The sequence below is a fragment of the Pseudomonas sp. 8BK genome, assembly GCF_902506475.1.
In the GTDB taxonomy this organism is placed as follows: Bacteria; Pseudomonadota; Gammaproteobacteria; order Pseudomonadales; family Pseudomonadaceae; genus Aquipseudomonas; species Aquipseudomonas anguilliseptica.
Window position 1 is genome coordinate 3340996 of sequence record NZ_LR733252.1, and the last position, 25762, is coordinate 3366757.

At 59.2% G+C, this 25762-nt stretch carries 26 protein-coding genes and 1 pseudogene; 3 read left to right on the top strand and 24 right to left on the bottom strand.

All coding sequences use genetic code 11. The annotated features are described in order from the left end of the window. The 11 genes and pseudogenes from ACIN8IBEIGE_RS15600 to ACIN8IBEIGE_RS15650 form a co-directional block, all read right to left on the bottom strand. On the bottom strand, window positions 1–1056 hold the full coding sequence (locus tag ACIN8IBEIGE_RS15600; RefSeq protein ID WP_160015458.1) for a ComEC/Rec2 family competence protein: 1056 nt from the start codon (window positions 1054–1056) through the stop codon (window positions 1–3). Between the two features lie 506 nt (window positions 1057–1562). Next, window positions 1563–1856 (bottom strand): annotated as a pseudogene (gene tmk, locus ACIN8IBEIGE_RS15605) (dTMP kinase); the annotation flags it as partial. A gap of 9 nt (window positions 1857–1865) precedes the next feature. Continuing rightward, complete coding sequence (gene mltG / locus ACIN8IBEIGE_RS15610; protein WP_160015459.1) at window positions 1866–2918, bottom strand: endolytic transglycosylase MltG; 1053 nt, start codon at window positions 2916–2918, stop codon at window positions 1866–1868. A gap of 3 nt (window positions 2919–2921) precedes the next feature. Further along, window positions 2922–3737 carry an aminodeoxychorismate lyase gene (gene pabC, locus ACIN8IBEIGE_RS15615; RefSeq protein WP_160015460.1) on the bottom strand — a complete coding sequence of 272 codons (816 nt, stop codon included), beginning with the start codon at window positions 3735–3737 and terminating at the stop codon, window positions 2922–2924. Next, window positions 3737–4981 (bottom strand): beta-ketoacyl-ACP synthase II, encoded by a 1245-nt coding sequence (gene fabF / locus ACIN8IBEIGE_RS15620; RefSeq protein ID WP_160015461.1) that lies wholly within the window; start codon window positions 4979–4981, stop codon window positions 3737–3739. The genes pabC and fabF overlap by 1 nt, the downstream gene beginning before the upstream one ends. A 107-nt stretch (window positions 4982–5088) precedes the next feature. Continuing rightward, window positions 5089–5322, bottom strand: coding sequence for an acyl carrier protein (acpP, locus tag ACIN8IBEIGE_RS15625; protein WP_058066290.1), 234 nt, complete (start codon window positions 5320–5322; stop codon window positions 5089–5091). 196 nt (window positions 5323–5518) lie between these two features. Continuing rightward, on the bottom strand, window positions 5519–6262 hold the full coding sequence (gene fabG, locus ACIN8IBEIGE_RS15630; protein WP_108486327.1) for a 3-oxoacyl-ACP reductase FabG: 744 nt from the start codon (window positions 6260–6262) through the stop codon (window positions 5519–5521). A 15-nt stretch (window positions 6263–6277) separates the two neighbouring features. Next, window positions 6278–7216 (bottom strand): ACP S-malonyltransferase, encoded by a 939-nt coding sequence (gene fabD / locus ACIN8IBEIGE_RS15635; RefSeq protein ID WP_160015462.1) that lies wholly within the window; start codon window positions 7214–7216, stop codon window positions 6278–6280. A 104-nt stretch (window positions 7217–7320) separates the two neighbouring features. Beyond that, window positions 7321–8331 (bottom strand): phosphate acyltransferase PlsX, encoded by a 1011-nt coding sequence (gene plsX / locus ACIN8IBEIGE_RS15640; protein ID WP_160015463.1) that lies wholly within the window; start codon window positions 8329–8331, stop codon window positions 7321–7323. 3 nt (window positions 8332–8334) lie between these two features. After that, complete coding sequence (gene rpmF, locus ACIN8IBEIGE_RS15645; RefSeq protein WP_002552688.1) at window positions 8335–8517, bottom strand: 50S ribosomal protein L32; 183 nt, start codon at window positions 8515–8517, stop codon at window positions 8335–8337. 13 nt (window positions 8518–8530) lie between these two features. Beyond that, window positions 8531–9058 (bottom strand): YceD family protein, encoded by a 528-nt coding sequence (locus ACIN8IBEIGE_RS15650; protein WP_160015464.1) that lies wholly within the window; start codon window positions 9056–9058, stop codon window positions 8531–8533. Window positions 9059–9178: 120 nt separating this feature from the next. Between ACIN8IBEIGE_RS15650 and ACIN8IBEIGE_RS15655 the strand changes: the two genes are divergently transcribed. Continuing rightward, window positions 9179–9757: a nucleoside triphosphate pyrophosphatase gene (locus ACIN8IBEIGE_RS15655; RefSeq protein ID WP_306109730.1), complete on the top strand. Its 579-nt coding sequence runs from the start codon at window positions 9179–9181 to the stop codon at window positions 9755–9757. A 50-nt stretch (window positions 9758–9807) separates the two neighbouring features. On the opposite strand, the gene ACIN8IBEIGE_RS15660 is transcribed toward ACIN8IBEIGE_RS15655, so the two are convergent. Genes ACIN8IBEIGE_RS15660 through rluC form a run of 3 tightly spaced genes read right to left on the bottom strand, consistent with a single transcriptional unit; the run spans window position 9808 to window position 12416 of the window. Then, entirely contained in the window at window positions 9808–10785 is a 978-nt protein-coding gene (locus tag ACIN8IBEIGE_RS15660; protein ID WP_160015465.1) for a S49 family peptidase, read from the bottom strand. Then, window positions 10775–11470 carry an HAD-IA family hydrolase gene (locus ACIN8IBEIGE_RS15665; RefSeq protein WP_178124365.1) on the bottom strand — a complete coding sequence of 232 codons (696 nt, stop codon included), beginning with the start codon at window positions 11468–11470 and terminating at the stop codon, window positions 10775–10777. Before ACIN8IBEIGE_RS15665 ends, ACIN8IBEIGE_RS15660 begins: the two co-directional genes overlap by 11 nt. Continuing rightward, window positions 11463–12416 carry a 23S rRNA pseudouridine(955/2504/2580) synthase RluC gene (gene rluC, locus ACIN8IBEIGE_RS15670; protein WP_160015466.1) on the bottom strand — a complete coding sequence of 318 codons (954 nt, stop codon included), beginning with the start codon at window positions 12414–12416 and terminating at the stop codon, window positions 11463–11465. Before rluC ends, ACIN8IBEIGE_RS15665 begins: the two co-directional genes overlap by 8 nt. A gap of 578 nt (window positions 12417–12994) precedes the next feature. Here rluC and rne point away from each other — a divergent pair. Then, a complete protein-coding gene (gene rne / locus ACIN8IBEIGE_RS15675; protein WP_160015467.1) occupies window positions 12995–16093 on the top strand; it encodes a ribonuclease E in 3099 nt (1032 codons plus the stop codon). 124 nt (window positions 16094–16217) lie between these two features. Here the strand turns inward: rne and murB are convergent, their stop codons facing one another. From murB to ACIN8IBEIGE_RS15715, 8 genes are all read right to left on the bottom strand, one after another. Further along, the gene (gene murB, locus ACIN8IBEIGE_RS15680) at window positions 16218–17252 is read right to left on the bottom strand and encodes a UDP-N-acetylmuramate dehydrogenase (protein WP_160015468.1); all 1035 of its coding nucleotides are present in this window, start codon (window positions 17250–17252) and stop codon (window positions 16218–16220) included. Further along, a complete protein-coding gene (locus ACIN8IBEIGE_RS15685) occupies window positions 17249–17713 on the bottom strand; it encodes a low molecular weight protein-tyrosine-phosphatase (protein ID WP_160015469.1) in 465 nt (154 codons plus the stop codon). The genes murB and ACIN8IBEIGE_RS15685 overlap by 4 nt, the downstream gene beginning before the upstream one ends. Next, window positions 17713–18477: a 3-deoxy-manno-octulosonate cytidylyltransferase gene (gene kdsB / locus ACIN8IBEIGE_RS15690; protein ID WP_160015470.1), complete on the bottom strand. Its 765-nt coding sequence runs from the start codon at window positions 18475–18477 to the stop codon at window positions 17713–17715. The genes ACIN8IBEIGE_RS15685 and kdsB overlap by 1 nt, the downstream gene beginning before the upstream one ends. Continuing rightward, window positions 18478–18663, bottom strand: coding sequence for a Trm112 family protein (locus ACIN8IBEIGE_RS15695; RefSeq protein WP_090387286.1), 186 nt, complete (start codon window positions 18661–18663; stop codon window positions 18478–18480). A gap of 61 nt (window positions 18664–18724) precedes the next feature. Then, window positions 18725–19726: a tetraacyldisaccharide 4'-kinase gene (gene lpxK / locus ACIN8IBEIGE_RS15700; RefSeq protein WP_160015471.1), complete on the bottom strand. Its 1002-nt coding sequence runs from the start codon at window positions 19724–19726 to the stop codon at window positions 18725–18727. A gap of 13 nt (window positions 19727–19739) precedes the next feature. Next, entirely contained in the window at window positions 19740–20168 is a 429-nt protein-coding gene (locus tag ACIN8IBEIGE_RS15705) for a biopolymer transporter ExbD (RefSeq protein WP_090248015.1), read from the bottom strand. Then, window positions 20165–20797, bottom strand: a complete 633-nt coding sequence (locus ACIN8IBEIGE_RS15710) for a MotA/TolQ/ExbB proton channel family protein (RefSeq protein WP_160015472.1) — start codon at window positions 20795–20797, stop codon at window positions 20165–20167. Before ACIN8IBEIGE_RS15710 ends, ACIN8IBEIGE_RS15705 begins: the two co-directional genes overlap by 4 nt. A 72-nt stretch (window positions 20798–20869) precedes the next feature. Then, window positions 20870–23095, bottom strand: coding sequence for a DNA internalization-related competence protein ComEC/Rec2 (locus tag ACIN8IBEIGE_RS15715; RefSeq protein WP_178124366.1), 2226 nt, complete (start codon window positions 23093–23095; stop codon window positions 20870–20872). 134 nt (window positions 23096–23229) lie between these two features. Here ACIN8IBEIGE_RS15715 and ACIN8IBEIGE_RS15720 point away from each other — a divergent pair, with 134 nt between their 5' ends. Beyond that, the gene (locus tag ACIN8IBEIGE_RS15720) at window positions 23230–23763 is read left to right on the top strand and encodes a DUF2062 domain-containing protein (protein ID WP_160015473.1); all 534 of its coding nucleotides are present in this window, start codon (window positions 23230–23232) and stop codon (window positions 23761–23763) included. 51 nt (window positions 23764–23814) lie between these two features. Here the strand turns inward: ACIN8IBEIGE_RS15720 and ACIN8IBEIGE_RS15725 are convergent, their stop codons facing one another. Together ACIN8IBEIGE_RS15725 and lolD are read right to left on the bottom strand one after the other, a co-directional pair. Continuing rightward, on the bottom strand, window positions 23815–25059 hold the full coding sequence (locus tag ACIN8IBEIGE_RS15725; RefSeq protein ID WP_160015474.1) for a lipoprotein-releasing ABC transporter permease subunit: 1245 nt from the start codon (window positions 25057–25059) through the stop codon (window positions 23815–23817). Next, on the bottom strand, window positions 25059–25742 hold the full coding sequence (gene lolD / locus ACIN8IBEIGE_RS15730) for a lipoprotein-releasing ABC transporter ATP-binding protein LolD (RefSeq protein WP_178124367.1): 684 nt from the start codon (window positions 25740–25742) through the stop codon (window positions 25059–25061). The genes ACIN8IBEIGE_RS15725 and lolD overlap by 1 nt, the downstream gene beginning before the upstream one ends. Between the last annotated feature and the right edge of the window lie 20 nt (window positions 25743–25762).

A 25762-nucleotide genomic window follows, 5' to 3' on the forward strand; every position in this document is an offset into this window, starting at 1 on the left:
TCAAATCTGAATCCCACCTGCGAGATAGCGCAATCTAGACTCATAAGCCTCGACCTCGCCATCTAACAATATCCCGTCAAATGCATTTTTGTAGTTGAAATATATTACGTTTTCTGGATGTGCATTAAGGATTCTTGCCAAGGTTCTCTTGTGCGGATGACCATGCCTAGTCCCATCAGTACTGATCAAATAAGACCTACATTCAATAAACTCAAGCATGTCTACACTCGTATTGAAATGGCTTCCGTGATGAGAAACTTTTACGAAATCGACTACAAGCTTATTTTCTTTGGTGTAACCGAGCTCTGCTAGAACATCCACAACAGTTGACGCATAAGCATCGGCCAGGAATAGGAATTTCTTCCCTTCAACCTCAAGAATAAATGCGATGGAGCTTCCATTCGCAGGTGTAGAATCTTCAGTAAACGAGTCGTTTTCGAGAAGATCATTTAGGCTAAAGTGGTAGTCATTAGCCTCACCTGAGGTTTCAGCAGAGAGTGACTCATCGGGCCATATGCAGTGTAGCTTTTCGAGATTTTTACGCGAAGGCGAGAGTATTGTGAACTTGAAAGGCCCTTCAGTAATTACCTGGCCGGCGACAATAACTTCACGTCCCCAACAGTTCAGATTAGTAAGAGCCTGCTCAAATGTTTGGCCGTCACTAACGCTCGTTTCCGGGCTCTCTCCGGTGCTGAACGGAATAGAGTTTTCCGGTATTTCAGGCTGGTTCAAGTAGGCTGAGATGTTGCTTGATGCGTTTAACCAAACTCTCTTTGCATGAGTGCTCAGGTAGCCCTCAGTCTTGAAGGCCTTGATCAACCCCCTGATGTGATCCGAATCAATATGGGTCAGGATCACTAGGTCAACGTGCTCACCTCTCTCCTTGATCTCATTCAAAGCCTTGCACAAAGGGCCGGGACGCCGCCCCCCTGGGCCTACGCCGAAAGTCTTGGCGGGGCCGCCGTCAATCAGAAGGTTGGCTCTACCGGTCTCTGAGGAGTGAGAAACTAGAATGGAGTCGCCATAGCTCGCCTCTAGTAGGCGGATGGTAGTCACCACAAAACCTCCCTGTTCTGAACCGCCGAGAATTCTTGATGTCGTCTCGCTTTTATATCACGTCGCCCAAGCCATTTCGTAAATTGTGATGAAGATCAAAAATGCAGGGCAGCGCAAAACGGGATCAAGACACTAAAACCCTAGGATTGATACTCAGGCGGTGCCATCAATGCCTGTGCGGCGGAGGCGCTCATGGAAAATGTAAACCTCGGGGGAGGGAAATTATCAGAGTTTGGGATGGCCAGCCGGGGGCAAGTGAGCTGCCAGCAGGCGTAAATGAGGGCAAATGAGGAAGGCGGGTTTACGTTTTGCGGGGGTAAGGGATCCGAAAGCTATGATGTTTACATTTTCACGTAACCACGTGATATAATGATGCTAACAGTGAATCTCATTTTGGCTTAAGCCCTTGTACTGCTTAGCATCTAAGCAGATAGAGTGAACACTGAAGAGGAAGTAGGCTGTAAGCGGTTCGGTTTACGCCATAGCACTTCAGGAACCAACATCGGGGTAAAGCGATCGCATAGCACCACGCTGCCACGGGCCAGCGCCGGACGGATCACCTGCGCCAGGTGCTGAGCACGCGCCGCGAACACCAGCAGCAGCTCGGTGTCGGCCGCCATCGGCTCATCAGTGGGCGCCAGAAGCAGCTCACGCACCCGCTCAGCCAGTGGCGTACCACCTGGTTCACGGGTCAGCAGCACATCGATGCCATGCTCACGTAGGCGCTCAGCCAGGTAGTCACGATTGGTGCTCTTGCCTGCGCCTTCTGGGCCTTCCAGGGTGATAAACAAACCGCTCACAGACTGTCCTTACTGATTATTGGGCACGACTGGGGCCGGGCTCGAACGATAATCCGCGCGGCGCTTGAGCTGATACTCACGCACGGCCCGGTTGTGCTGCTCCAAGGTGTTGGAAAATACGTGACTGCCATCGCCTCGGGCAACGAAATACAGACTGCTGCCGGCAACCGGGTTCAGCGCCGCATGGATCGCCTCACGACCGACTAAGGCGATCGGCGTCGGCGGCATACCGTCGATGGTATAGGTGTTGTAGGCCGTCGGCTGACGCAGATCATCACGGGTGATACGGCCGTTGTAGCGCTCGCCCATGCCGTAGATCACGGTCGGGTCGGTTTGCAGGCGCATGCCGATACGCAGACGGCGCACAAAGACCCCGGAAATTTCGCCACGCTCTTGCGGCACGCCAGTTTCTTTCTCGATCATCGAGGCCATGATCAGCGCGTCATAAGGCTCCTTGTACGGCAAGTCCTTGGCACGCTGTGCCCACTCCTCGGCCAGCACCTGCTCCAGTCGCGCATGGGCCTTCTTGAGCAGCTCAAGATCGCTCATGCCACGCACAAAGCTGTAGGTATCGGGGAAAAAACGCCCTTCCGGATTCTGGCCTGGCAGACCGAGTTTTTTCATCAGTTCGGCATCGCTCAGCTCGCTGAGGGTCAGTTCAAGGCGTGTTTCGCGCGCCAGCGCTGCGCGTACCTGACGAAAATTCCAGCCCTCAACCAACGTCAGGCTGTATTGCAGCACTTCACCGCGTCGCCACTGACCAAGCATATCCAACGCTGTATCGCCGGGGGTCAGGCGATACTCGCCACTGTGCAGCGGTTGATTGCGCAAGTTGAAGCGCCAGTAAAGGCGCAGCCAGAAAGCCTGATCAAGGATGCCGTCGGCCTCAAGGCGATTGAGCACACCACCCGGCGTCGCACCTGCAGGCACATCCACCAGGTACTCTTCAGTGAGGTTCAGAGGCTGATGCAGCGCTGCATGCTGTTGCCAGGCGGCAAATGCGACCAGTAGGCCAGCCAGCAGCACACCGCCTTCCAGCAGCAGCAAAATTTTGCGTATCACGAATCAGCAGTCCAGTAGATCGCGGGCAATGGCCTGCAGTTTACGGGTGAGCGGGCCGACCGGCCAGTCGTGTGCAAGCAAAGCGCGAACTGGCCACACCCCATAGAGGCTGTTGCACAGCATGACCTCATCAGCCGCTAGCAATTCGGCGTAGCTGATATCACGCACCTGACACTCGATCCCCAGCGCAGCCGCCTGGGCCAGCAGCTCGGCGCGCATCACACCAGCCACCCCACAACGCGACAGGTCAGCGGTAACCAGCACAGCGTTACTGACCATTAGCAGGTTGCTGTAAACACCCTCAATCACCCGGTCACTGGCATCCAACATCAGGCCTTCGGCATGCTCGGCGTCCTGCCACTCGCTGCGCGCCAGCACCTGCTCCAGCCGATTGAGATGCTTCAGCCCCGCCAGCAACGGTTGCTCGGCCAAACGCGTAGCACAGGCAAACAGGCGTACGCCCTGCTCGGCATAGGCGGCGGGATAAACAGGCTTCGCGGCCGCCTGCAGCACCACGCGAGGCCGGCCGGGCTGTGGCGGCGCATAGCCACGCTGTCCATCGCCACGAGTGAGGATGAGCTTGGCCACGCCATCTCCCAACTGCTGACTGAAGGCCAGCAGTTGGGCACGTACAGCGGGTAGGTCGAGGGAAATTTTCAGCCGCACACAGCCTTCAGCTAAACGCGCCAGATGGCGCTCTAGCAGTACCGGCTGCCCGGCATTTACAGCGATGGTCTCAAATAGCCCATCGCCGTAGGCCAGGCCGCGATCCTTGACGGACAACAGCTCGGCCGGCTGGCCATCGACCCAGCTCAGCATCAACCGGCGAACCGGCGGAACACCAGCGAGCCGTTGGTGCCACCAAAACCGAAGGAGTTGGACAACACGACATCCAGCGCCATGGCCTTGGCCTGGTGCGCGACAAAGTCGAGGTCGCAACCTTCGTCCGGGTTATCCAGGTTGATGGTGGGTGGCGCCACCTGATCGCGCAGCGCGAGAACGCTGAAGATCGCCTCCACCGCACCGGCAGCGCCGAGCAAGTGGCCGGTCATGGATTTGGTCGAGCTGACGGCGAGCTTGTAAGCATGCTCGCCGAACACCGACTTCACCGCAGCCACTTCTGCCTTGTCACCCGCCGAGGTCGAGGTGCCATGGGCGTTGATGTACTGCACCTGCTCAGGATTCAGCCCGGCATCACGCAATGCATTGGTCATGCAGCGTGCCGCGCCTGCGCCATCTTCCGGTGGCGAGGTCATGTGGTAAGCGTCGCCGCTCATACCAAAGCCGATCAGCTCGGCATGAATGGTCGCGCCACGCGCCTTGGCGTGTTCCAACTCTTCCAGCACCAGGGCACCGGCACCGTCGGACAGCACGAAACCGTCGCGATCCTTGTCCCACGGACGGCTGGCGCGGGTCGGTTCGTCGTTGCGCGTCGACAACGCCCGCGCCGCACCAAAGCCGCCCATGCCCAGGCCGCACGCGGCCATTTCGGCACCGCCGGCAACCATCACATCGGCTTCGCCGTAGGCAATGTTGCGCGCCGCCATGCCGATGCAGTGCGTACCAGTGGTACAGGCCGTGGCGATGGCGTAGTTAGGCCCCTGCAGCCCCAGATGGATCGACAGGAAACCGGAAATCATATTGATGATCGAGCCGGGCACGAAGAACGGCGAGATGCGCCGCGGCCCTTGCTCGTGCAGCGACTTGCAGTTGTTTTCGATATTGGTCAAACCACCGATACCGGAGCCCATGGCCACGCCGATACGCTCACGGTTGGCATCGGTGACTTCCAGGCCGGAGTTGCGCACCGCCTGAAAACTGGCAGCGAGCCCGTACTGGATAAACAGATCGAGCTTGCGCGCCTCTTTGGCGGACAGGTACTCCTCGACGTTGAAGCCCTTTACCGCGCCACCAAAACGTGTGGAAAAAGCGGAAAGGTCCATATGCTCAAGCAGGCCGATGCCACTGCGGCCTGCCAAAATGCCCTGCCAGCTACTCGGCACATCGTTACCCAATGGCGACAGCATACCCATACCGGTAACCACGACGCGTCTACGCGACACAGCAATCTCCTTTTCTAGTTTTCAACGCCTGGAAAGCGCTTAAAGAAAAGCCGCACGCCTGATGAAGGGAGTGCGGCTTTTCCGAGTCGGGATCCGACGATTACGTTTTACGCGTGAGCGGTAACGTAGTCGATCGCTTCCTGAACGGTGGTGATCTTCTCGGCTTGTTCGTCCGGGATCTCGGTCTCGAATTCTTCTTCGAGAGCCATCACCAGCTCAACGGTGTCAAGAGAGTCGGCACCCAGGTCTTCAACGAAGGAAGCGCTGTTGGTTACTTCCTCTTCTTTGACGCCCAGTTGCTCGGCAACGATTTTCTTGACGCGTTCTTCGATGGTGCTCATACGTTGTTCTCACTCCTAATGGGACAAATCTTGGCCACTGTTCTGCGGCCAAGTGTATAGAAAGGGTTTTTAGCATTTCAAGCTGAATGCCGGGGTGCCCCACAAACACTTCAACGACCTGCCTACAAACCTGTTGCAGCTTTATAACGGATTTTAGACAGCATCTATGACAGTTTTCTGAAGCAATCCGTCACATTCAGCTCATGTACATCCCGCCGTTCACAGGGATAGTAGCGCCTGTAACGTAAGCCGCGCCATCAGAAGCGAGGAAAGCGACCACTTTTGCGATCTCTTCAGCCTGCCCCAAACGACCCAACGGAATCTGTGTCAGCAGCGCATCACGCTGAGCATCCGGCAGTTCACGGGTCATATCCGTGTCGATAAAGCCCGGTGCTACGGCGTTCACGGTAATCGCCCGCGAACCTACCTCACGCGCCAATGCCCGCCCAAAACCTTCAAGGCCCGCCTTGGCAGCTGCATAGTTGACCTGCCCAGCGTTGCCCATGGCACCCACCACCGAACCGATGTTGATGATGCGCCCGTAGCGTGCCTTGGTCATACCCCGCAGCACGGCCTTGGTCAGCCGGTACAGACTACTCAGATTGGTATTGATGACATCAAACCACTCGTCATCTTTCATCCGCAGCATCAGGTTATCGCGGGTGATACCGGCGTTATTGACCAGAATCAACGGCTGACCAAGATGTTGCTGGATATGCTCCAGGGTGCTGGCAACCGATTCGTCATTACTGACATCCAGCACCAGACCGGCGCCTTCTATGCCATTGGCTTTCAGAGTTTCCGCAATACGCTCAGCACCCGATGCGGACGTAGCGGTACCGATAACCACGGCACCCTGACGCCCCAACTCCAGGGCAATCGCCTGGCCAATACCACGGCTCGCGCCGGTAACCAGTGCGACTTTACCTTGCAGGCTCATATCGTTTCTCCTTAATCAGACCAGAGCCGCGTTCGCAGCAGCGAAGGCGTCCGGGGTGTCCAGGTTATGGGTATTGATGCCTTTAACGCAGCGCTTGTTCAAACCAGACAACACCTTGCCCGGACCACACTCAACCAGATCGGTCACACCTTGAGCAGACAGGCAGACGATCGATTCAACCCAACGCACCGGGCTGTACAGCTGAGCCAGCAGATCACGCCTAAGCCCCTCCAAATCCGTCACGGCCGCAGCACTGACGTTCTGTACCAGAGCAATTTGCGGAGCCTGCCAGTCAATTGCCGCTACTGCTTCGGCAAAGCGCTCAGCCGCCGGGCGCATCAGTGCGCAGTGCGACGGCACGCTAACCGGCAATGGCATCGCGCGCTTGGCGCCACGCGCCTTGCACGCCTCAATGGCACGCTCAACGGCAGCCGCACCACCGGCGATAACCACCTGACCTGGCGCATTGAAATTCACTGCACTGACCACTTCACCCTGCGCAGCTTCGGCGCAAGCAGCCAGTACATCAGCATCCTCCAGACCGAGAATCGCCGCCATGCCGCCCTGCCCGGCAGGAACCGCCTGCTGCATCAGCTGGCCGCGATGCTCAACCAGCTTGACCGCCGCCGCCAGCGACAAACTACCGGCAGCAACCAGCGCCGAATACTCACCCAGGCTGTGCCCGGCGACAAAAGCCGGACGCGCGGCACTCTCGGCAAGCCAGGCACGCCACAGCGCAACAGAAGCAGTGAGAATCGCCGGCTGAGTTTTGTCAGTTTGATTGAGTTGTTCTTCAGGACCTTGCTGGGTCAACGCCCAGAGGTCATAACCGATAGCTTCGGAAGCCTCGGCGAAGGTTTCGAGGATCAGCGGCCGTTGCGCACCATGCTCGGCGAGCATACTCAGCGACTGGGAACCCTGACCCGGAAAGACGAATGCGAGAGATGCAGACATGGAAACCTGTTCCTAATGATCGTGATCGTCGGTAATACGCGCCCAGCCTAGCCAAGCGCAAGAAACTGACAGTTGGATGACAGGCTGACCGCTGCAGTCACATTCTAAAGCAGGTGCTCACCCAACCGACCATGCAAACGCTGCGGCAAATTTTCTTCAATCTCCCGCAAAGCTCGGCGAATGGCGCTTTTAAAGCCTTCTGGCCCAGCCGCACCATGGCTTTTCACCACAATACCCTGCAGCCCGACAAAACTCGCACCATTGTGCTGCGCAGGGGCCAACTCCCCCTGCAAACGTCGTAACAGCGGTAACGCCAAAACCCCCACCATGCGTGCTGCCAGACCGGACTTGAACAGCGCCTCAATCCGCCCGGCAATCATCGCCGCCAGGCCTTCACTGGACTTGAGCAGGATATTGCCGACAAAGCCATCGCACACCACCACATCAGCCTCACCGCGATACAGTCCATCGCCTTCGACAAAGCCTATGTAGTTCAGGCCTTCCGCTTGCTGCAACAAACTGGCGGCCAACTTAACCTGCTGATTGCCCTTGATGTCTTCAGTGCCGACGTTCAGCAGCGCCACACGCGGACGCACTGCACCCAGCGCCTCGGCAGTAACCGAGCCCATCACGGCAAACTGGTAGAGGTGCTCGGCGCTGCAATCGACATTGGCACCCAGATCAAGCAGATGACAAAAGCCCGCCTGCGTCGGAATAGCCGTGACCATGGCCGGACGATCAATCCCCGGCAAAGTTTTCAGCACGTAGCGCGACAGCGCCATCAGCGCCCCGGTATTACCGGCACTGACACAGGCCTGGGCCGCGCCACTGCGCAGCAATTCAAGACTGATACGCATCGACGAATCCGGCTTGCCACGCAGCGCCTGAGCCGGACGCTCATCCATGGCAATAATCTCGCCAGCATGCTCAACGCGCAGACGTGCACGATCGATGCCCGGATAGCGAGCAATCAAGGATTCAAGGAGAGAGGATTGGCCGACGAGGACCAGGTGTAACGAAGGGTATTCAGCCAGACAGGAGATGCAGGCTGGAACAATGCAGTGGGGACCGAAGTCCCCACCCATTGCATCAATCGCGATGATCGGAGCGGACAAGATTTACTCGTCAGCGCCCTTGTCGATCACTTTACGACCGCGGTAAACGCCTTCTGGCGATACGTGGTGACGCAGGTGGATTTCACCAGTGGTTTTCTCGACCGACAGAGTGCTGGCCTCGAGAGCATCGTGCGAACGACGCATGTCACGGGCGGAACGGGATTTTTTGTTCTGCTGAACAGCCATAACTAATTAACTCCTAAACGTTTGGGTCACGCTTTAACTGCGCCAATACACTGAACGGGTTGGACCGCGTTACCTCGTCCTCGCTCGACTCGGGCTCTTCGAGGCCGGTCGGCTGCTGGCAATCTTTAGGGTCATGAGCCGGGACAATGGGCAAGGCAAGCAGAAGCTCCTCCTCAACCAGCGCCAGCAGATCCAATGGGTCTTCACCCAACTCAATCACGTCATAGCCTTGCGGCACTGACTGGGTATTCCCACCCTCTTTCACCACAGCGTAATCACACGCACTGTGGATCGGCAAAGTGACCAGCTCCAGACAACGCTGGCAAACCATCTTGACTTCAACCTCAAGCTCGCTGTGAAAAACTACAGCATTGCGCTCGTCGCGCTCGAAGAAAAACTTCGTACGCACCATGCCTTGGTTATCGGCAAGCGGGCCGCAGAGACGCTGCAAATCTGACAGTTGCAGCTCACCTTCGAGGGTGGCACTGCGATCGGCTAGCTTGCGCGGATCAACGTGAGGTGGAATCGGGCCATTTGACATAGGCGGCGCATTTTAGGGATGCAACCCGCCGCTGTCAAAGGAAATTCGGCCTGTCCAGCATATGGACCGACAGCTAGAATCGCCCACCATCTGCAAACTCCTATATAGAAGGAAATCGTCGTGCTGCCTCTGGTGCTTGCCTCCAGCTCACCCTACCGACGCGAACTACTCGCACACCTACGCCTACCCTTCACCTGGAGCGCTCCGCAAATCGACGAATCACGGCTCCCTGATGAAGATGCAGAAGCCCTGGTGCGCCGATTATCGCTGGAAAAGGCCCAAGCACTGAGCGCTACCCACCCACAACACCTGATCATCGGCTCAGACCAAGTAGCAGTACTCGGCTCACAGATCATCGGCAAACCACACACCCTGGAGCGCGCTCGCGAACAGCTACTGGCCGCCAGCGGCAACAGCGTGACCTTTCTGACCGGCCTCACCCTGCTTAACAGCGCCACCGGCCAGCAGCAAACCGACTGCATACCCTTCACCGTGCATTTTCGGCCACTTAGTGACGCGCAAATCATGCGCTACCTGACCACTGAACAACCCTTCGACTGCGCCGGCAGCTTCAAAGCCGAAGGCCTGGGCATCAGCCTGTTTCGCAGCACAGAAGGCAGCGACAGCAACAGCCTGATCGGCCTCCCCCTGATCCGCCTGGTGGACATGCTGCTGGCCAGCGGCATCGATATCCCCTAAAAACAACAAGCCCGATCAACGACCGGGCTTATTTGCAACAGCTTCAAACCTTAGCGCAACGCTGACCCCTGAAACCCCATCCACAGGGCAATGCGCTCAGCCATGCTGGCACCCAGGGTTTTCGCGAAGCGATCGAAAGGCGACTCCTGCACCGTGAAATCAACGATTTCCTTCTCGCCAATCACTTCCCGCGCCACATAGCTGGTATTGCCCAAGGCATCGACCAAACCCAGCGTTAAAGCCTGCTCGCCCGACCAGACCAGACCCGAGAACAGTTCAGGGTGCTCGGCGTCCTTCAAGCGCTCACCACGCCCCTGCTTGACGCTGGCAATAAACTGACGATGGGTGGTTTCCAGCACCCCCTGCCAGAACTTGGTCTCTTCGGCCTTTTGCGGCTGGAACGGATCGAGAAACGCCTTGTGCTCGCCAGAGGTATACACGCGACGATCAACACCCAGCTTCTCCATCACCCCGACAAAGCCAAAGGTTGCCGCAGTCACACCAATGGAGCCAACCAGACTGGCTTTGTCGGCATAGATCTCATCAGCCGCACTGGCGATGTAATAGGCACCCGACGCACCCAAATCGGTGATCACCGCATACAGCTTGATCGCCGGGTATTCCGCGCGCAGACGGCGAATCTCGTCATAGATGTAGCCCGACTGCACCGGACTGCCGCCCGGGCTATTAATGCGCAGGATCACACCCTTGGTGTTGGCATCCTCAAACGCCGCACGCAGGCTGCTGACAATATTGTCGGCGCTGGCAGCCTCCTGATCGGCAATCATCCCGCGCACTTCAATCACCGCAGTATGACTACCGGTGGTCGCGCCTTTTTTCATCGCCAACATGGGCGAGAACAAGGCCAACGCGCCAAAGATATAAATAAAGGTCAGCAGCTTGAAGAAAATCCCCCAGCGCCGCGCACGGCGCTGCTCCTGCACACCGGCCAGCAGAGTCTTCTCCAGCAACTGCCAGCTCTTACCGTCACCATCAGCCGCTGCCGACGCCTTCCATTCATCTGCCATGCAAAACCACCTCAACTGACTGATTAGACGCACGCCGACCCAACCAGGCGCGCAACTCGGTAAAACATTCTATTGCCAACGCTGGCTGACACTCGCGTAACGCCTGCAAAGGCTGCGCACCATAACCGACCGCAACACAATCCATCCCCGCGCGCTGCGCCATCAACAGATCGAAGGACGAGTCGCCAACCATCAACGCCTGACTGGCAGCAACGCCACTCTGCGCAAGAATTTCGTGCAACATCAGCGGGTCTGGCTTGCTCGCCGTTTCATCGGCGCAGCGGCTGTAATCGAAATAATCCAGCCAGCCGCGATCAGCCAACACGCGCTGCAAACCATGCCGCCCTTTGCCGGTCGCAACCGCCAGACGATAGCCCTCAGCACGAAACGCCTCCAGCCCCTCAGCCACACCGCAAAACAGTGCCGAAGGCTCCGCTTCAAGTGCCAGATAGTTTTCGCTGTAACTGTGCCGCAACTGCTGCGCACGAGTCGCATCATGCATATCCGGATACAAGCTGCGAATGGCCTCAGGCAAACCCAAGCCAATAATGCCGCGCACCTGCTCATCCGTGCAGCGCGGCAGGTCACAGGCATCAGCAGCCATATGCATCGCCGCAACGATTCGACCAATCGAATCGACCAGCGTGCCGTCCCAATCAAAGATCAACAGCTGATAATCACGCACCGAGACGCTCCAGAGTTCGCGCCCACATCTCATCAACTGGCGCTGCAAGCTTGAGCTGGCCACCTTCAGGCAACGGCACAATCAACTCATAGGCATGCAGAAACAGGCGCTTACCACCTAGATCGCGAATTTCCTTGGTGAAATCGTCATCACCGTATTTGCTGTCACCGGCAATGCAGTGCCCGGCATGCTGCGTATGCACACGAATCTGATGGGTACGCCCAGTCACCGGCTTAGCCTCAACCAAGGTGGCGAATTCACCAAAGCGACGCAGCACACGAAAGACGGTCAGAGCCTCCTTGCCTTCAGGATTGACCTCAACCATACGTTCACCGGAACGCAGATTGCTTTTCAACAACGGCGCATTGACTTGCTTCTTTGCGGTCGCCCAATGACCGCGCACCAGCGCCATATAACGCTTATCCACACCATCACCACGCAAAGCCTCATGCAAGTGGCGCAACATGCTGCGCTTCTTGGCAATCATCAACAGGCCCGATGTATCGCGATCAAGGCGGTGCACCAACTCCAGATCTTTGGCATCCGGACGCAGCTGACGGAAGGCTTCGATCACCCCGTAGTTCAGACCACTGCCGCCATGCACAGCGATGCCAGCCGGCTTATTCAGCACGATCAGCGCCTTGTCCTCATAGACAATAGCTGCCTCAAGGCGCTGCAAAAGCCCCTGAGCCAGCGGCTCAGGTTCATCGCGCTCAGCCAAGCGCAGCGGCGGTACACGAACGACGTCACCCGCCTGTAGCTTGTACTCAGGTTTGATCCGCCCCTTGTTCACCCGCACTTCGCCTTTACGCAAAATCCGGTAAATCAGAGTCTTGGGCACACCTTTAAGCTGGGTGCGGAGAAAATTATCAATGCGCTGGCCGGCAAGTTCCGGCGCAACCTCGAGCAGCTGAACGCCGGAGGTTGGAGGGGAAGGATTTGTCATCGCGCAATCATAACAATTTTTTATGGAATTGAAGCACTTAATCATTGCTGCTATAGTCGGGACGCCGCCAAAAGCGGCCTGGTTTGCGGATGATCGCCAAAACTGCCATCCCCAACCAACGCAACCCATTCGGGACGTGAGGCCGTCCGACGGGTTATTCAACGAAAGAAAAGCCTCCAAGGCTGTGAATAACTCGGAAATAAAGCCTTTAAGCCATGATGCGCAACCTGCCCCTCTGGACGGTTGCGGTAATAGTTAACCCGCTGCGGATTTTCGCGAGCGGCACCCGAGTTTCAGCGATACGTGTAGGGTGGAGATGTACAACTGTTGGTCCGCGTAGCAGCTCGCTTTACCAAGACGCCTCATCTCGTCCGCTACCAACAGCTGATTCCTCCTCCTGACTTAGTGCTTTCTGTTATCACAGCGAGCAGGAGACGTCCGTCGCGGCCCAGCACAATTGGCTGCCGCCGCTAGACACTGGAACGCTTTACGACCGTTCCTGACGCACCTGACACCGACCCCTGAAGTCGTGTGTGCCGAACGCCGCTTCCGCCAGCACCGGAAACCGACGGTACTACATGAAAAGAATGCTGATTAACGCAACTCAGCCCGAAGAGTTGCGTGTTGCCCTGGTAGATGGGCAGAAGCTCTACGACCTGGACATCGAGTCCGGCGCTCGTGAGCAGAAAAAATCCAACATCTACAAGGGTAAAATCACCCGCGTAGAGCCTAGCCTCGAAGCCGCTTTCGTCGACTTCGGTTCTGAGCGCCACGGCTTCCTCCCGCTCAAAGAAATCTCCCGCGAATACTTCAGCAAGGCTCCAGAAGGCCGCGTCAATATCAAAGACGTGCTCAAGGAAGGCCAGGAAGTCATCGTTCAGGTCGAGAAAGAAGAGCGTGGCAACAAGGGCGCAGCCCTGACCACTTTCATCAGCCTCGCCGGTCGTTACCTGGTGCTGATGCCGAACAACCCGCGCGCCGGTGGCATCTCGCGTCGTATTGAAGGCGAAGAGCGCAACGAGCTGCGTGAAGCGCTGAATGGCCTGGTCGCACCAAGCGACATGGGCCTGATCGTGCGCACCGCAGGTCTTGGCCGCTCCAGTGAAGAAATGCAGTGGGACCTCGACTACCTGCTGCAACTCTGGACCGCGATCAAAGAAGCTTCGCAAGATCGCGCTGCGCCCTTCCTGATTTACCAGGAAAGCAACGTGATCATCCGCGCCATCCGCGACTACCTGCGCCAGGACATCGGCGAAGTACTGGTCGACAGCATCGAAGCGCAGCAGGAAGCCCTGAGCTTTATCAACCAGGTGATGCCGCAGTACGCCAGCAAGATCAAGCTGTATGAAGACAGCGTACCGCTGTTCAACCGCTTCCAGATCGAAAGCCAGATCGAAACCGCCTTCCAGCGCGAAGTGAAACTGCCGTCGGGTGGCTCCATCGTTATCGACCCGACCGAAGCTCTGGTGTCCATCGATATCAACTCGGCGCGCGCCACCAAAGGTAGCGACATCGAAGAAACCGCCCTGCAGACCAACCTGGAAGCGGCTGAAGAAATCGCCCGCCAATTGCGTCTGCGTGATATCGGCGGCCTGATCGTCATCGACTTCATCGACATGACCCCGGCGAAGAACCAACGCGCCGTGGAAGAAAAAGTCCGTGAAAGCCTGGAAGCCGACCGCGCCCGTGTGCAAGTGGGCCGCATCTCGCGTTTCGGTCTGTTGGAAATGTCGCGTCAGCGTCTTCGTCCGTCTCTGGGTGAAACCAGCGGTATCGTCTGCCCGCGCTGCAACGGCCAAGGCATCATCCGTGACGTCGAGTCGCTGTCGCTGGCAATCCTGCGCCTGATCGAAGAAGAAGCCCTGAAAGACCGCACCGCCGAAGTTCGCGCACAAGTGCCAATTCCGGTTGCCGCTTTCCTACTCAACGAAAAACGCAACTCGATCACCAAGACCGAACTGCGTACCCGCGCCCGCATCGTGATCATCCCGAACGATCACCTGGAAACGCCGCACTTCGAAGTGCAGCGCATCCGTGACGACAGCCCGGAAGCTCAATCCAGCCAATCCAGCTATGAAATGGCTGTGGTTGAAGTGGAAGAAGAAAAGCAGGCTGCCGCCACCCGCACCCTGGTCCGCCAGGAAGCTGCGATCAAGACCGCCCCACAGCGCACCGCACCAACGCCCGCTGAGGCCGTCGCTGCACAACCAGCTGCCACTGCCGAGCCAAGCCTGTTCAAAGGTCTGGTCAAGTCGCTGGTCAGCCTGTTTGCCAGCAAGGAAGAAGAAAAACCTACCGTCATCGAGAAGAAGACCAGCGAACGCCCACAGCGCAGCGATGAGCGTCGCAACGGTCGCCAGCAGAACCGCAACCGTGGCGGTCGCAACAACGAAGATCGCAAACCACGCGAAGAGCGTGGCCCACGTGAAGAACGCGCACCGCGTGAAGAGCGCCAGCCACGTGCCGCCCGCGAAGACCGCGCACCTCGCGAAGAGCGTGCGCCACGCGAGGATCGCGCACCGCGCGAAGAACGCAGCCCACGCGATGTCGTAGAAGTTCGTGAACCGCAGGAAGTGCGTCAATCGCGCCCTCCACGCGAAGAGCGCCAGCAACGCGACCGTAAGCCACGCGAAGAGCGTCAGCCACGCGAACTGCGTGAGCCGCTGGATACCGCCCCCGGCGATAGCGCAACCGCCAGCGAAGAAACCCGCGCCGAACGCCCGCAACGCGAACCGCGCCAGCAGCGCCAACCGCGTGAAGAGCGCCAGCCGCGCGCCGAACAGGCAGCAGCTGCCGGTGACGAAGCAGCACTGAACGCGGAAGAGGCACTGCAGGACGATGAGCAGGAAGGCAGCGAAGGTGGCGATCGTCCACGTCGCCGCTCCCGTGGCCAGCGTCGTCGCAGCAATCGTCGCGAGCGCCAGAACGATGCCAACGGCAATCCGATCGAAGGCAGCGAAGAAGCAACAGAAGCACCAGATGCCGACAACGCAGTAGTTGCAGCAGCAGTAACCGCCGCCATCATCACTAACGCGGACGAAACCGCCCAAGCGAACGCTGAAGCAGCACCAGTAGTTGTCGAGCAGGAGCAGCCACGCGAACTCGCTGCAACTGAAGCGCCACAAGCCGTTGTTGAGATCGCTGCTGTAGAAGCAGTGGTCGAGACCAGCGAAGCACCTGCACATACCGCCGAAACCAGCAAAGCTGCACCAGCACCTGCTGTTGTAGAAGCCCCTGCCCCGGCTGCCGAGGTTGTTGAAGCGCCCGCTGTGGTTGCTGCTCCCGAACCGACTGCTGAAGTTGCAGTGCCTGAAGTTGTGGCAGTTGAAGCTGCACCTGCAGTCGCTGTCAGCAGCACCGGCCGTGCGCCTAACGATCCGCGTGAAGTGCGCCGTCGCCAGCGTGAGGCCGAGCGCCTGGCCCGCGAAGCCGCCGAAGCACCAGCGACCTCGGCACCGGTTGAAGCGGCTGCCCCGGCAGCTGAAGAGCCGGTTGCAGAAGTAGTTGCCGAAGCCGTAGTTGAAACTGCAGCCGAAGCACCTGCGAGCATCGAAGCAGCCGAGCCAAAGGCTGAAGCCGAAGCAGAAACAGGAGTGAACCAGGAGCCGCAAAGCTCACTGTTTACTGAAGTGGAAGCTGACGAGCAGGACAAAGAAGCGGTCAAACCGCAGATCTGATCCGCAAGATAGCCACCAGGGATGGCGGGCTACAAAAAAGGGGATGCTTCGGCATCCCCTTTTGCGTTCTGGCTTTTATTACAGCGCGATCAATACGCGACTCGGTGCCTAACGCCAAAAGGCCTTACAGCACGTTTGGCTCGATCTCCAACTCCACCGCAAAACGCTGGGCGATATCCGCCTGGACACGCTGCGCCAGAGCCAATAACTGCGCACCGCTGGCGGCGCCGTAATTCACCAGCACCAACGCCTGCAGACGATGCACACCTGCATCCCCCTCACGAAAGCCCTTCCAGCCCGCGCGCTCAATCAACCAGCCGGCGGCGAGCTTGACCTGCCCATCCGTCTGGCCATTCACCACCTGAGGATAGGCCACCAGATCGGCATGCTCGGCGCGCAAGCGCTGTGCGAGTTCAGCCGATACCAACGGGTTTTTAAAGAAGCTGCCAGCATTGCCCAGCTCAGCCGGATCGGGCAGCTTTTCGCTGCGAATGGCACAAATGGCCTGGCTGACATCCCGCGCCGTCGGGGCACTGATGCCCTGCTCTGCCAGACGCTGACGCACCGGACCGTAATCCAGGTGCAACGCAGCCGTGCGATTCAAGGCAAAGCGCACCCGGAGGATGACCCAGCGCCCGTTTTCGCGCTTGAACAGGCTATCGCGATAGGCAAAGGCGCAGTCCTCCAGAGAAAACTCGCGCAGCTCACCACTGCGGCGATCCAGGGCGGTCAAGCCAGCAAACAGGTCCTTCAGCTCAACGCCATACGCGCCGATATTCTGCACCGGCGCCGCGCCCACGGTGCCGGGAATCAGACTGAGGTTTTCCAGACCGGCAAAGCCCTGAGCCAGCGTCCACTGCACAAACGGATGCCAGGGCTCGCCCGCCTCCGCCTCAATTACTACACGCTCGCCGTCATCGCTGAGTACGCGAACACCGCGGCTCGCCATGCGCAGCACCAGCGCCTCAACGTCAGCAGTGAGCAGCAGATTGCTGCCACCACCGAGCAATAACAACGGCAACTGCTGCGTTTGCGCATAGCTCAGCGCTTCGCGCACCTGCTGATCATTCTCAGCCTCGGCAAAATGACTGGCCTGGGCCTCAACGGCAAAGCTGTTATAGGGTTTCAGTGATACCTGGGTGCGCACCTGCAGGCTCATAAGCGCTCCTTGAGTTCGAGCACCAGGGCATCGCAAGCCTGTTCGATCAAATCCAGCACCTGGGTAAAACCGGCTTCACCACCGTAATAGGGGTCCGGCACTTCATCCAGCTCCAGTTGATAACGCCGCAGAAACAGGTCCAACTCGGCCGCATCATTGCCCGGACGCAGCCGCTGCAGGTCCTGCAGGTTGCTGTTATCCATCGCCAGAATCAGGTCGAAGGCATGAAAATCCGCCGCCTTGACCTGCCGACCGCACAATGCAGACAAATCATAGCCCCGCTGCTGCGCAGCCTGGCGCGTGCGCAGATCCGCCGCCTTGCCCACATGCCAGTCGCCAGTGCCAGCCGAATCTACCTCCACGCGCCCTTCCAGCCCCGCATCACGCAGCTTATGACGCAACACGCCTTCGGCCGTTGGCGAGCGGCAGATATTGCCCAGGCAGACAAACAGAACGCGCATCAGGCCCCCAGCAGGCGACGAACCCGCTCCAGGTCTTCCTGCGTGTCGACGCCCGCAGGTGGTGCTTCTAGGGCATCGGCGACATGGATACGCACGCCATGCCAGAGCGCGCGCAGCTGCTCCAGGCACTCGGTGTCTTCCAGCCAGCACGGGCCCCAGGCGACGAAGTCATGCAGAAACTGCGCACGGTAGGCGTAGATGCCAATGTGGCGACGGTACGGCACACCTGCCGGCAGCTCATCACGGTTCTTGGCAAAGGCATCCCGCGCCCAGGCCAGCGGCGCGCGGCTAAAAGTCAGGGCCAGGCCGCTCTTGTCGCTGACTACCTTGACCACATTGGGGTTGAACAGCGCCTGCACATCCTCAATCGGCTCGGCCAGGGTGGCGATGGCGGCCTGCGGGTTGGCGGCCAGATTGGCAGACACCTGATCGATGATTGATGGCGGAATCATCGGCTCGTCGCCCTGCACGTTGACCACGATGGCATCAGCCGCCAAGCCTAACGCCGTAGCCACTTCCGCCAGACGGTCGGTGCCGGAGTTGTGATCGACGCGAGTCAACACCACCTGCGCACCAAAGCCCTGGCAGGCCTCAACGATGCGCGCATCGTCGGTGGCGACGACCACTTGCTGGGCGCTGCTTTTGCACGCCTGTTCCCAGACATGCTGAATCATCGGTTTGCCGGCAATTTCCTGCAGCGGCTTGCCCGGCAGGCGGCTGGACGCAAAACGCGCCGGAATCACAACGGTAAAAACAGTGCTCATTTACTTATCCAGACGCTCGTCGACGTTTAAGGTGCGGGCTTCGGTTTCCAGCATCACCGGGATGCCATCGCGCACCGGAAAAGCCAGCGCGTCGGCCTTGCAGATCAACTCGCTCTTGTCAGCGGCGAGCTTCAGCGGGCCCTTGCACAGTGGACAAGCGAGAATATCGAGTAGTTTCGGGTCCATGGGAGATCCTTGAGAGGAAGCAGCTGCTGGGGCGGACGAGGCCGCCGAATGATCAGAACAGTCAGGCGCGCGGCACAAGACGCTGCAATTGCTGATCAAACCAGGCGACAAACGCAGCCGAAGGCTCGGCATCCACCGCGAGGTACCACCAATCGTCAGCCGCAAAGGCACGGCACTTGACCGCATCCTTTTCCGTCATCAGCACCGGTAGCGCCGGGCTGAAATTCAGCAGCTCGGCGCTGTACGGCGCGTGGTCGGCAAAGGCATGCGCGACAGGCCGCCAGTGTAGCCCTTCGAGGGTATTGAAGAAACGCTGCGGATTGCCAATACCGGCGACCGCGTGCAAGGCCTGGCCAGCAGGAAAATAGCTCAGTGGGTGCTGCTCGCCACTGCGCAGCTTGATCAAGGTACGCGGCTGCAGGGTAAAGCCGTAACCATCCTGCGGATCGCTGGGCGCGCCGTTATACAGCAGCGCATCGACGCTCTGCAGGCGTTCGACCGGCTCACGCAGCGGGCCGGCAGGCAGGCAATGGCGATTACCCAGGCCGCGCGCGGCATCGATCAGCACCAGTTCGAGATCGCGGGCCAGACGGTAGTGCTGCAAGCCGTCGTCACTGAGGATCAAGTCCAGCGGCTCGGCTGCCAGCAAGGCCGCAACCGCGCGACTGCGATCAGGATCAATCATCAGCGGCACGCCGCTGCGCTGCACAATCAGCAGCGGCTCATCGCCGGCCACGCTGGCAGCCTGATCAGCCTGCACGCGCCAAGGCAGCTGCGGCGGCTGCGCACCATAACCACGACTGACCACACCGACGCGCAGCCCTTGGCGGCGGCAATGCTCGATCAGCCAGAGAATCATTGGGGTTTTTCCGGTGCCGCCGACAGTGATATTGCCCACCACCACGACCGGCACGGGAGCACGGTAGATTTCGCCCTCACCCGCCAGAAAACGTGCGCGCTTGCGCTGCACTACAGTGCGATACAGCCACTCCAGCGGACGCAGCAGGCCCAGTGCCGGATGACCGGCGTACCAGGCAGCAGTAAGGCGTGCGGAGAGGCTCATCAGTGGGCAACCCTCAAGGCGCGGCTTGCGCCTCGATGGTGGTCATGCGCAGGTGGGCAAAACCCAGCTTGCCGGCCGCGTCCATGGCGGTAATCACCGCCTGATGCTGCGCCTTGGCATCGGCGCTAATGATCAGCGGTAGGCTGTTATCGCCTTCCGATTCCTTCTGCAGCGCCGCCATCAGGCTTTCCAGATCACTTTTCAGCAACTGTTTGGCATTCAGCGAGTAGCTGCCATCGGCGGCAATCAGGATTTCCAGCTGCTTCAGTTCGGTCTGCTCCGGCGGCGTGCCAGTGGCGGCCTCAGGCAGATCAACCTTGAGCTGGGTCTCACGGGTAAAGGTGGTGGTGACCACGAAGAACAGCAGCAGGATAAACACCACGTCGATCAACGAGGCCAGGTTGATCTCGACGTTCTCCCGCGGTTTGCGCCGGAATTTCACGCCTTGTCCTCGCCCATGTCGACGTCACGGTCGCCCTGCACCACTTCCACCAGGCGAATCGCCTCCTGCTCCATGCCGACCACCAGCTCATCGACGCGGCGTTGCAGGTAACGGTGGAAGAACAGTGCCGGAATGGCCACCATCAAGCCCGCCGCCGTAGTGATCAGCGCTTTGGAAATACCGCCGGCGAGCAAGGATGCATTGGCCATGCCCGAGCCCATAAAGGAGCTGAAAATTTCGATCATGCCCAGCACCGTACCGAGCAAACCGAGCAGCGGCGCAATACCGGCAATGGTGCCCAGAGCATTCAGGTAGCGTTCCAGGTCGTGAATCACCCGGGCAGCGGCCTCCTGAATACACTCTTTCATGATCTCGCGACCATGCTTGGAGTTGGCCAGGCCAGCTGCGAGGATCTGCCCCAACGGCGAGTTGGCGCGCAGCTCCTTGAGCTTCTGGTTATTAAGTTTTTTATCCTTGATCCACTTCCACACCTGACCGAGCAGGTTGGGTGGCGTGATGCGGCTCGGCCGCAGCGTCCACAGGCGTTCGGCAATGATGCCGGCCGCAGCGATAGAACACAGAATGATCGGCAGCATCATCCAGCCGCCAGCTTTAACCAGTTCCCACACAGTGGCAGATCCCCTTCACAAAAGTGGCGCCACTCTAGCATAGGGTCGCGGCCTCGCCGACCGCCGCCGTTCTCATTTTTCCCGCCAAAAACGTGCTCGATAGCGCAAACCCTGCGCAGGCTCGAATGCGCCCAAACGAATCCGTACTGCGCCGTGCTCGACGGTGTCGTACAACCGCGCTTTCAATGCCCGGTAACGCTCGACCACTTCGGCATGCGGATGACCAAAGGCATTGTGCGCGCCACGAGAAATCAGCGCAGCTGTAGGCCTGACCTTTGCCAGCAAGGCCGCCGAGGATGAACTGCGACTGCCATGGTGCGGCGCCAGCAGCCACTGCGCCGGCATTACCAGGCCGCTGTTAAGCAATGCACGCTCGGCGTGACTGTCGATATCACCAGTCAGCCACAGCCGCTCGCCATTGGCTTCAATATGCAACACGCAGGACGACTGGTTGCCATCAATCGCATCCTCCCAGCGCCAGGTGCTGAATTGCACGCCATCCCACTGCCACTGCCGCCCACTGACGCAGGCTTGGGCCTGCAATGAAGGCGCGAGCTTATCCGGCTCACCACTGAGTACCTGCCCGACTGACAGACCGCGCTGGACCGCTGCGGCGCCACCGGCGTGATCGTTATCGGCATGGCTGATCAGCAGCAGATCAAGCCCACGTACATCCAGTGCGCGTAACGATGGCAGCACTATGCGCTCGCCGGTATCAAACTCGCCAAAGCGCGGCCCGGCGTCATACAGCAGATCATGCTTCTGGGTGCGCACCAGCACCGCCAGCCCCTGGCCGACATCCAGCATCCACACCTCGGCTAACCCATGTTCAGGCCGCTGCTGTGGGCTAAATAACAAGGGCAGCAGCAATAACCCACCCAGGCTGCGCATAGGCAAAGCGGCTGGCAGGAGCAAAACCAACGCCCCCAGCGCCACCAATAGCCAGGCCCAGAACGGCAAGGCGCTGGGTAACCAGGCCGGCAACCATAGGGCCAATTGCGTCAGCAGAGAGAACAGCAGGTCCAATAACCAGCCCGCTATCCAGAGCAGCGCAGTACCAACTCCAGGCAAGGGCAGCAATAACGTACCGAGCAATGCCAACGGCACCACCAGTAACCCAACCACCGGAACCGCCACCAGGTTGGCCAAGGGACCACTGGCACTCACAGGTAAACCGAGGGCCAGCAGCAGCGGCAACAAGCCGATGGCCATGGCCCATTGTGCGCGCAGCAAGGTGCTCAACCAGGGCCAGGCGCCCAAGCGACCGCTGAAGATCAGGATCAATAGCATCACCGCGCCAAAGGACAGCCAGAAGCCAGGCTGCAAACTGGCCAGCGGCTCACCCAGCAGCACCACAAGTAATGCCACTAGCAGAGGCAGCCACACACCCAGATGCCGAAAACGCCAGCGCCAGAGCAGCACCAGGCCGACCATCACGCAGGCGCGCTGAACCGGCACCTCAAAACCAGCCAACAACCCATAAGCCAACGCACCGGCAAATGCCAGTGCGCAAGCGCAGGGCTGCCAGGGCCAGCTGCGCGGCCAGAATCCCCAACGCGCCAAACCAGCAACCAGGCCATATAACAGCGCCGCCAGCAGACCGATATGCTGGCCGGAGATCACCATCAGATGCACCGTGCCAGTGCTCTGCAGCACCTGCCAATCTGCTGTCGAAAGCCCCGAATCGTCACCCAACACCAGTGCCGCCAACGCGCCTTCGCGGCCATGTGCGGGCGTTGCCAAGAGCTGCTGACGCAAGCGGTCGCGCCAGGCCTCGGAACCACTGGCAGGGGCAATCCGCTCACCACTTTTCACCGTACCCGTGGCGCCGATGCGCTGCGCCAGCAACCAGGCCTCGTAATCGAATGCCTGAGGATTGACCAAGCCATGGGGACGCTTGAGCCGTACCGCTAGACGCCAGGTCTCGCCCGCGCGCACTGCCTGCCCGTCATACCAGGCCAGGCGCAAACGCGCGGGTAATTCGTCACGACGAGAGGCCACCTGCTCCAGCTGAAAGCGCACCACGCCCTCACCTACCTCGGGCAAGCCGACCACCTGCCCTTGCAGCCACAAGGTACGCGCATCCAACTGCCGCGCCAGACTATCATCCAACGCCCACTGCGCCGATACGCATGCCCAGGTGAAGCCGAATAGAAACAAGGCAATGGGATAGCTGCGATATGGCAACAACATCAAGCCCGCGACCGGCAGAACAGTCAGCAGCCACAAGGACGGCAAAGCCGGAAGGAAGCGCAGCACCAGCAGCCCGGCCACCAGCGCGAAAATCCCTGTGCGCATAGACTCGCTCCGTGAGTCGAATACAGCATTTAACCTATTGATCAGCTTTTGCTTATTTGCTGTCACAAAGTGTGAAAGCAGGCTGTCATCAAAGGGTGCATAATGTCGGCGCTTTTACCCGCCAGAGAGCCTTCATGCCGCGTCGTTTATTCAAGCGCTACATGCCCCACCCAGACCGTATCAAGGGCAACAAGTCCCTGCGCTTTCTGGGCAGCCTGATCCACGATCCCAACCTCTGGCACCTCAACCGCCATTCTGTTTCACGCGCCATGGCCATCGGCCTGTTCTGGGCAATGATCCCCATCCCCATGCAAATGGCCGCCGCCGCCGCCGTGGCGATTCCAGCCCGGGGTAACCTGCCGATTTCGATTGGCCTGGTCTGGCTGACCAACCCGATCACCATGCCGCCGGTGTTCTATTGCAGCTACAAGTTCGGCGCCTGGCTGATGAGCACGCCTACCCTGCAAATGCCTGATCACATCACCCTCGGCTGGGTCGGCCATGTTCTGCAAACCCACTGGCAGCCGCTGTATCTGGGCTCCTTGGTACTCGGCCTGCTACTCGCCCTGATTGGTTACTTCGGTACCAATGCCTACTGGCGCTGGTGGGTGCGGCACAACTGGCGTAAACGCCAGGAAAAACGCCAACAGCACGACGCGCAACACTGAAACAAAAAAGCCGTTACTCAGTAACGGCTTTTTTGTTTCTGCCAGCGTAGCTTATTCGTAACGTAGCGCATCCGCCGGCTGAATCCGCGCCGCTCGCCAGGACGGGTAAACGGTGGCCAGAAAGCTCAGGGTAAAAGCTGCGCCACAGATCAGCAAAACGTCAGACAACAGAAGCTCCGACGGCAGGTTGCTGATGAAGTACACGTCCGAGCTCATCACCTGCTGACCGCTCAAGCGCTCGATCCAGCCCACCAGCTGGCTGACATTCAGCGCTGCGAGAATGCCGAGCACCGCGCCGATCACCGTACCGATCACGCCAATCACCGTACCTTGGACCATAAAGATGCCCATGATCTGCCCCGGCGTAGCGCCCAAGGTACGCAAGATGGCGATATCCGCGCCCTTGTCCGCCACCACCATGATCAACGTGGCGATGATATTGAAGGCCGCCACCGCGACAATCAGCAGCAGCAACAGACCAATCATGGTTTTTTCCATTTTCATCGCACTGAACAGGCTGCCCTGAGTCAGGGTCCAATCTGCGGAGCTGTAACCCGCACCCAGCTCACCGACAATCTGCGCGGCCACTTGCGGCGCCTGATACAAGTCCTGCAGCTTCAGCCGCACGCTTTGCACCTGGCCCGGCTGCATGCGCTGGATATGCGCCGCATCGGCGACGTGAATCAACGCCAGCGAGCTATCCAGCTCAGCTCCCACTTTAAAGATGCCGACCACATTAAGACGCTGCATGCGCGGGCTGATGCCGCCCGGCACGCTGCTCAGTTCCGGCACGATCAGCGCCAGCTTGTCACCCACCCGCAGCTGGAAGCGCCGCGCGGTGATTTCACCCAGCACCACACCAAACTCGCCTTCACGCAAATCGCTCAAGCGACCTTGCTGCATGTGCTTGTCGATAATCGAAACCTGCGGCTCCAGCGCCGGATCGATGCCGTGCAGCTGCACAGGTTGCATTGCCCCACGCATCGACAACATGCCTTCCAGTTCGGCAAACGGTACCGCTGCAAGCACCTGCGGATGCTTCTTCGCGGCGGCCGCGACCTGCTGCCAATCATCCAGCGGCTGGCTACCAATAATGCTGGCGTGCGGCACCATACCGAGAATGCGCGTGCTCATTTCCTTCTGGAAGCCGTTCATCACTGACAGCACCACGATCATGGCCAGAACGCCAAGGGCCAGACCGATCATCGAGGTCATCGAGATAAAGGAAATAAAGTGGTTGCGCCGCTTGGCCCCGGTATAGCGGATACCGATAAAGATACTCAGCGGACGAAACATCAGGCAGCCACCAGCTTGCCGTCTTCCAGACGCAGGATGCGGTCCATCTGCTGGGCCAGCGCCATGTCGTGGGTCACCACCAGAAAGGCGGTCTGCGACGAGCTGCTCAGCTCCTTCATCAAATCCTGAATGCCCTGCGCGGTGTGATGATCGAGGTTGCCGGTGGGCTCATCGAGTAGCACCAGGCCCGGCTGATTGACCAGGGCGCGGGCAATCGCCACACGCTGTCGTTCACCACCGGACAACTCTGCCGGTTTGTGTGCCAGGCGATGGCCGAGCCCAACCCGCTCCAACAGTGCAGTGGCACGCTGACGTGCCTCGCTGATCGGCGTGCGGCCAATCAGCAGCGGCATGCAGACGTTCTCCAGCGCAGTGAACTCGGGCAGCAGGTGATGAAATTGATAAACGAAACCCAGAGCGCGGTTACGCAGCAGGCCGCGCTGCTTTTCATTCAGCGCCGACAATTCCTCTCCGGCCAGCCAAACGCTGCCGGTGCTCGGGGTATCCAGACCGCCGAGCATGTTCAACAAGGTGCTCTTGCCCGAGCCGGAACTGCCAACAATCGCCACGCGCTCACCAGGGTGCAGCTCCAGCTGCAGGTCCTGCAGCACCACCACCGATTGCGGACCTTCGTCGTAGCTTTTACCAAGGTTGCGACAACTCAACACTGCACGATCTTGCATAACCGAATCACTCATAACCT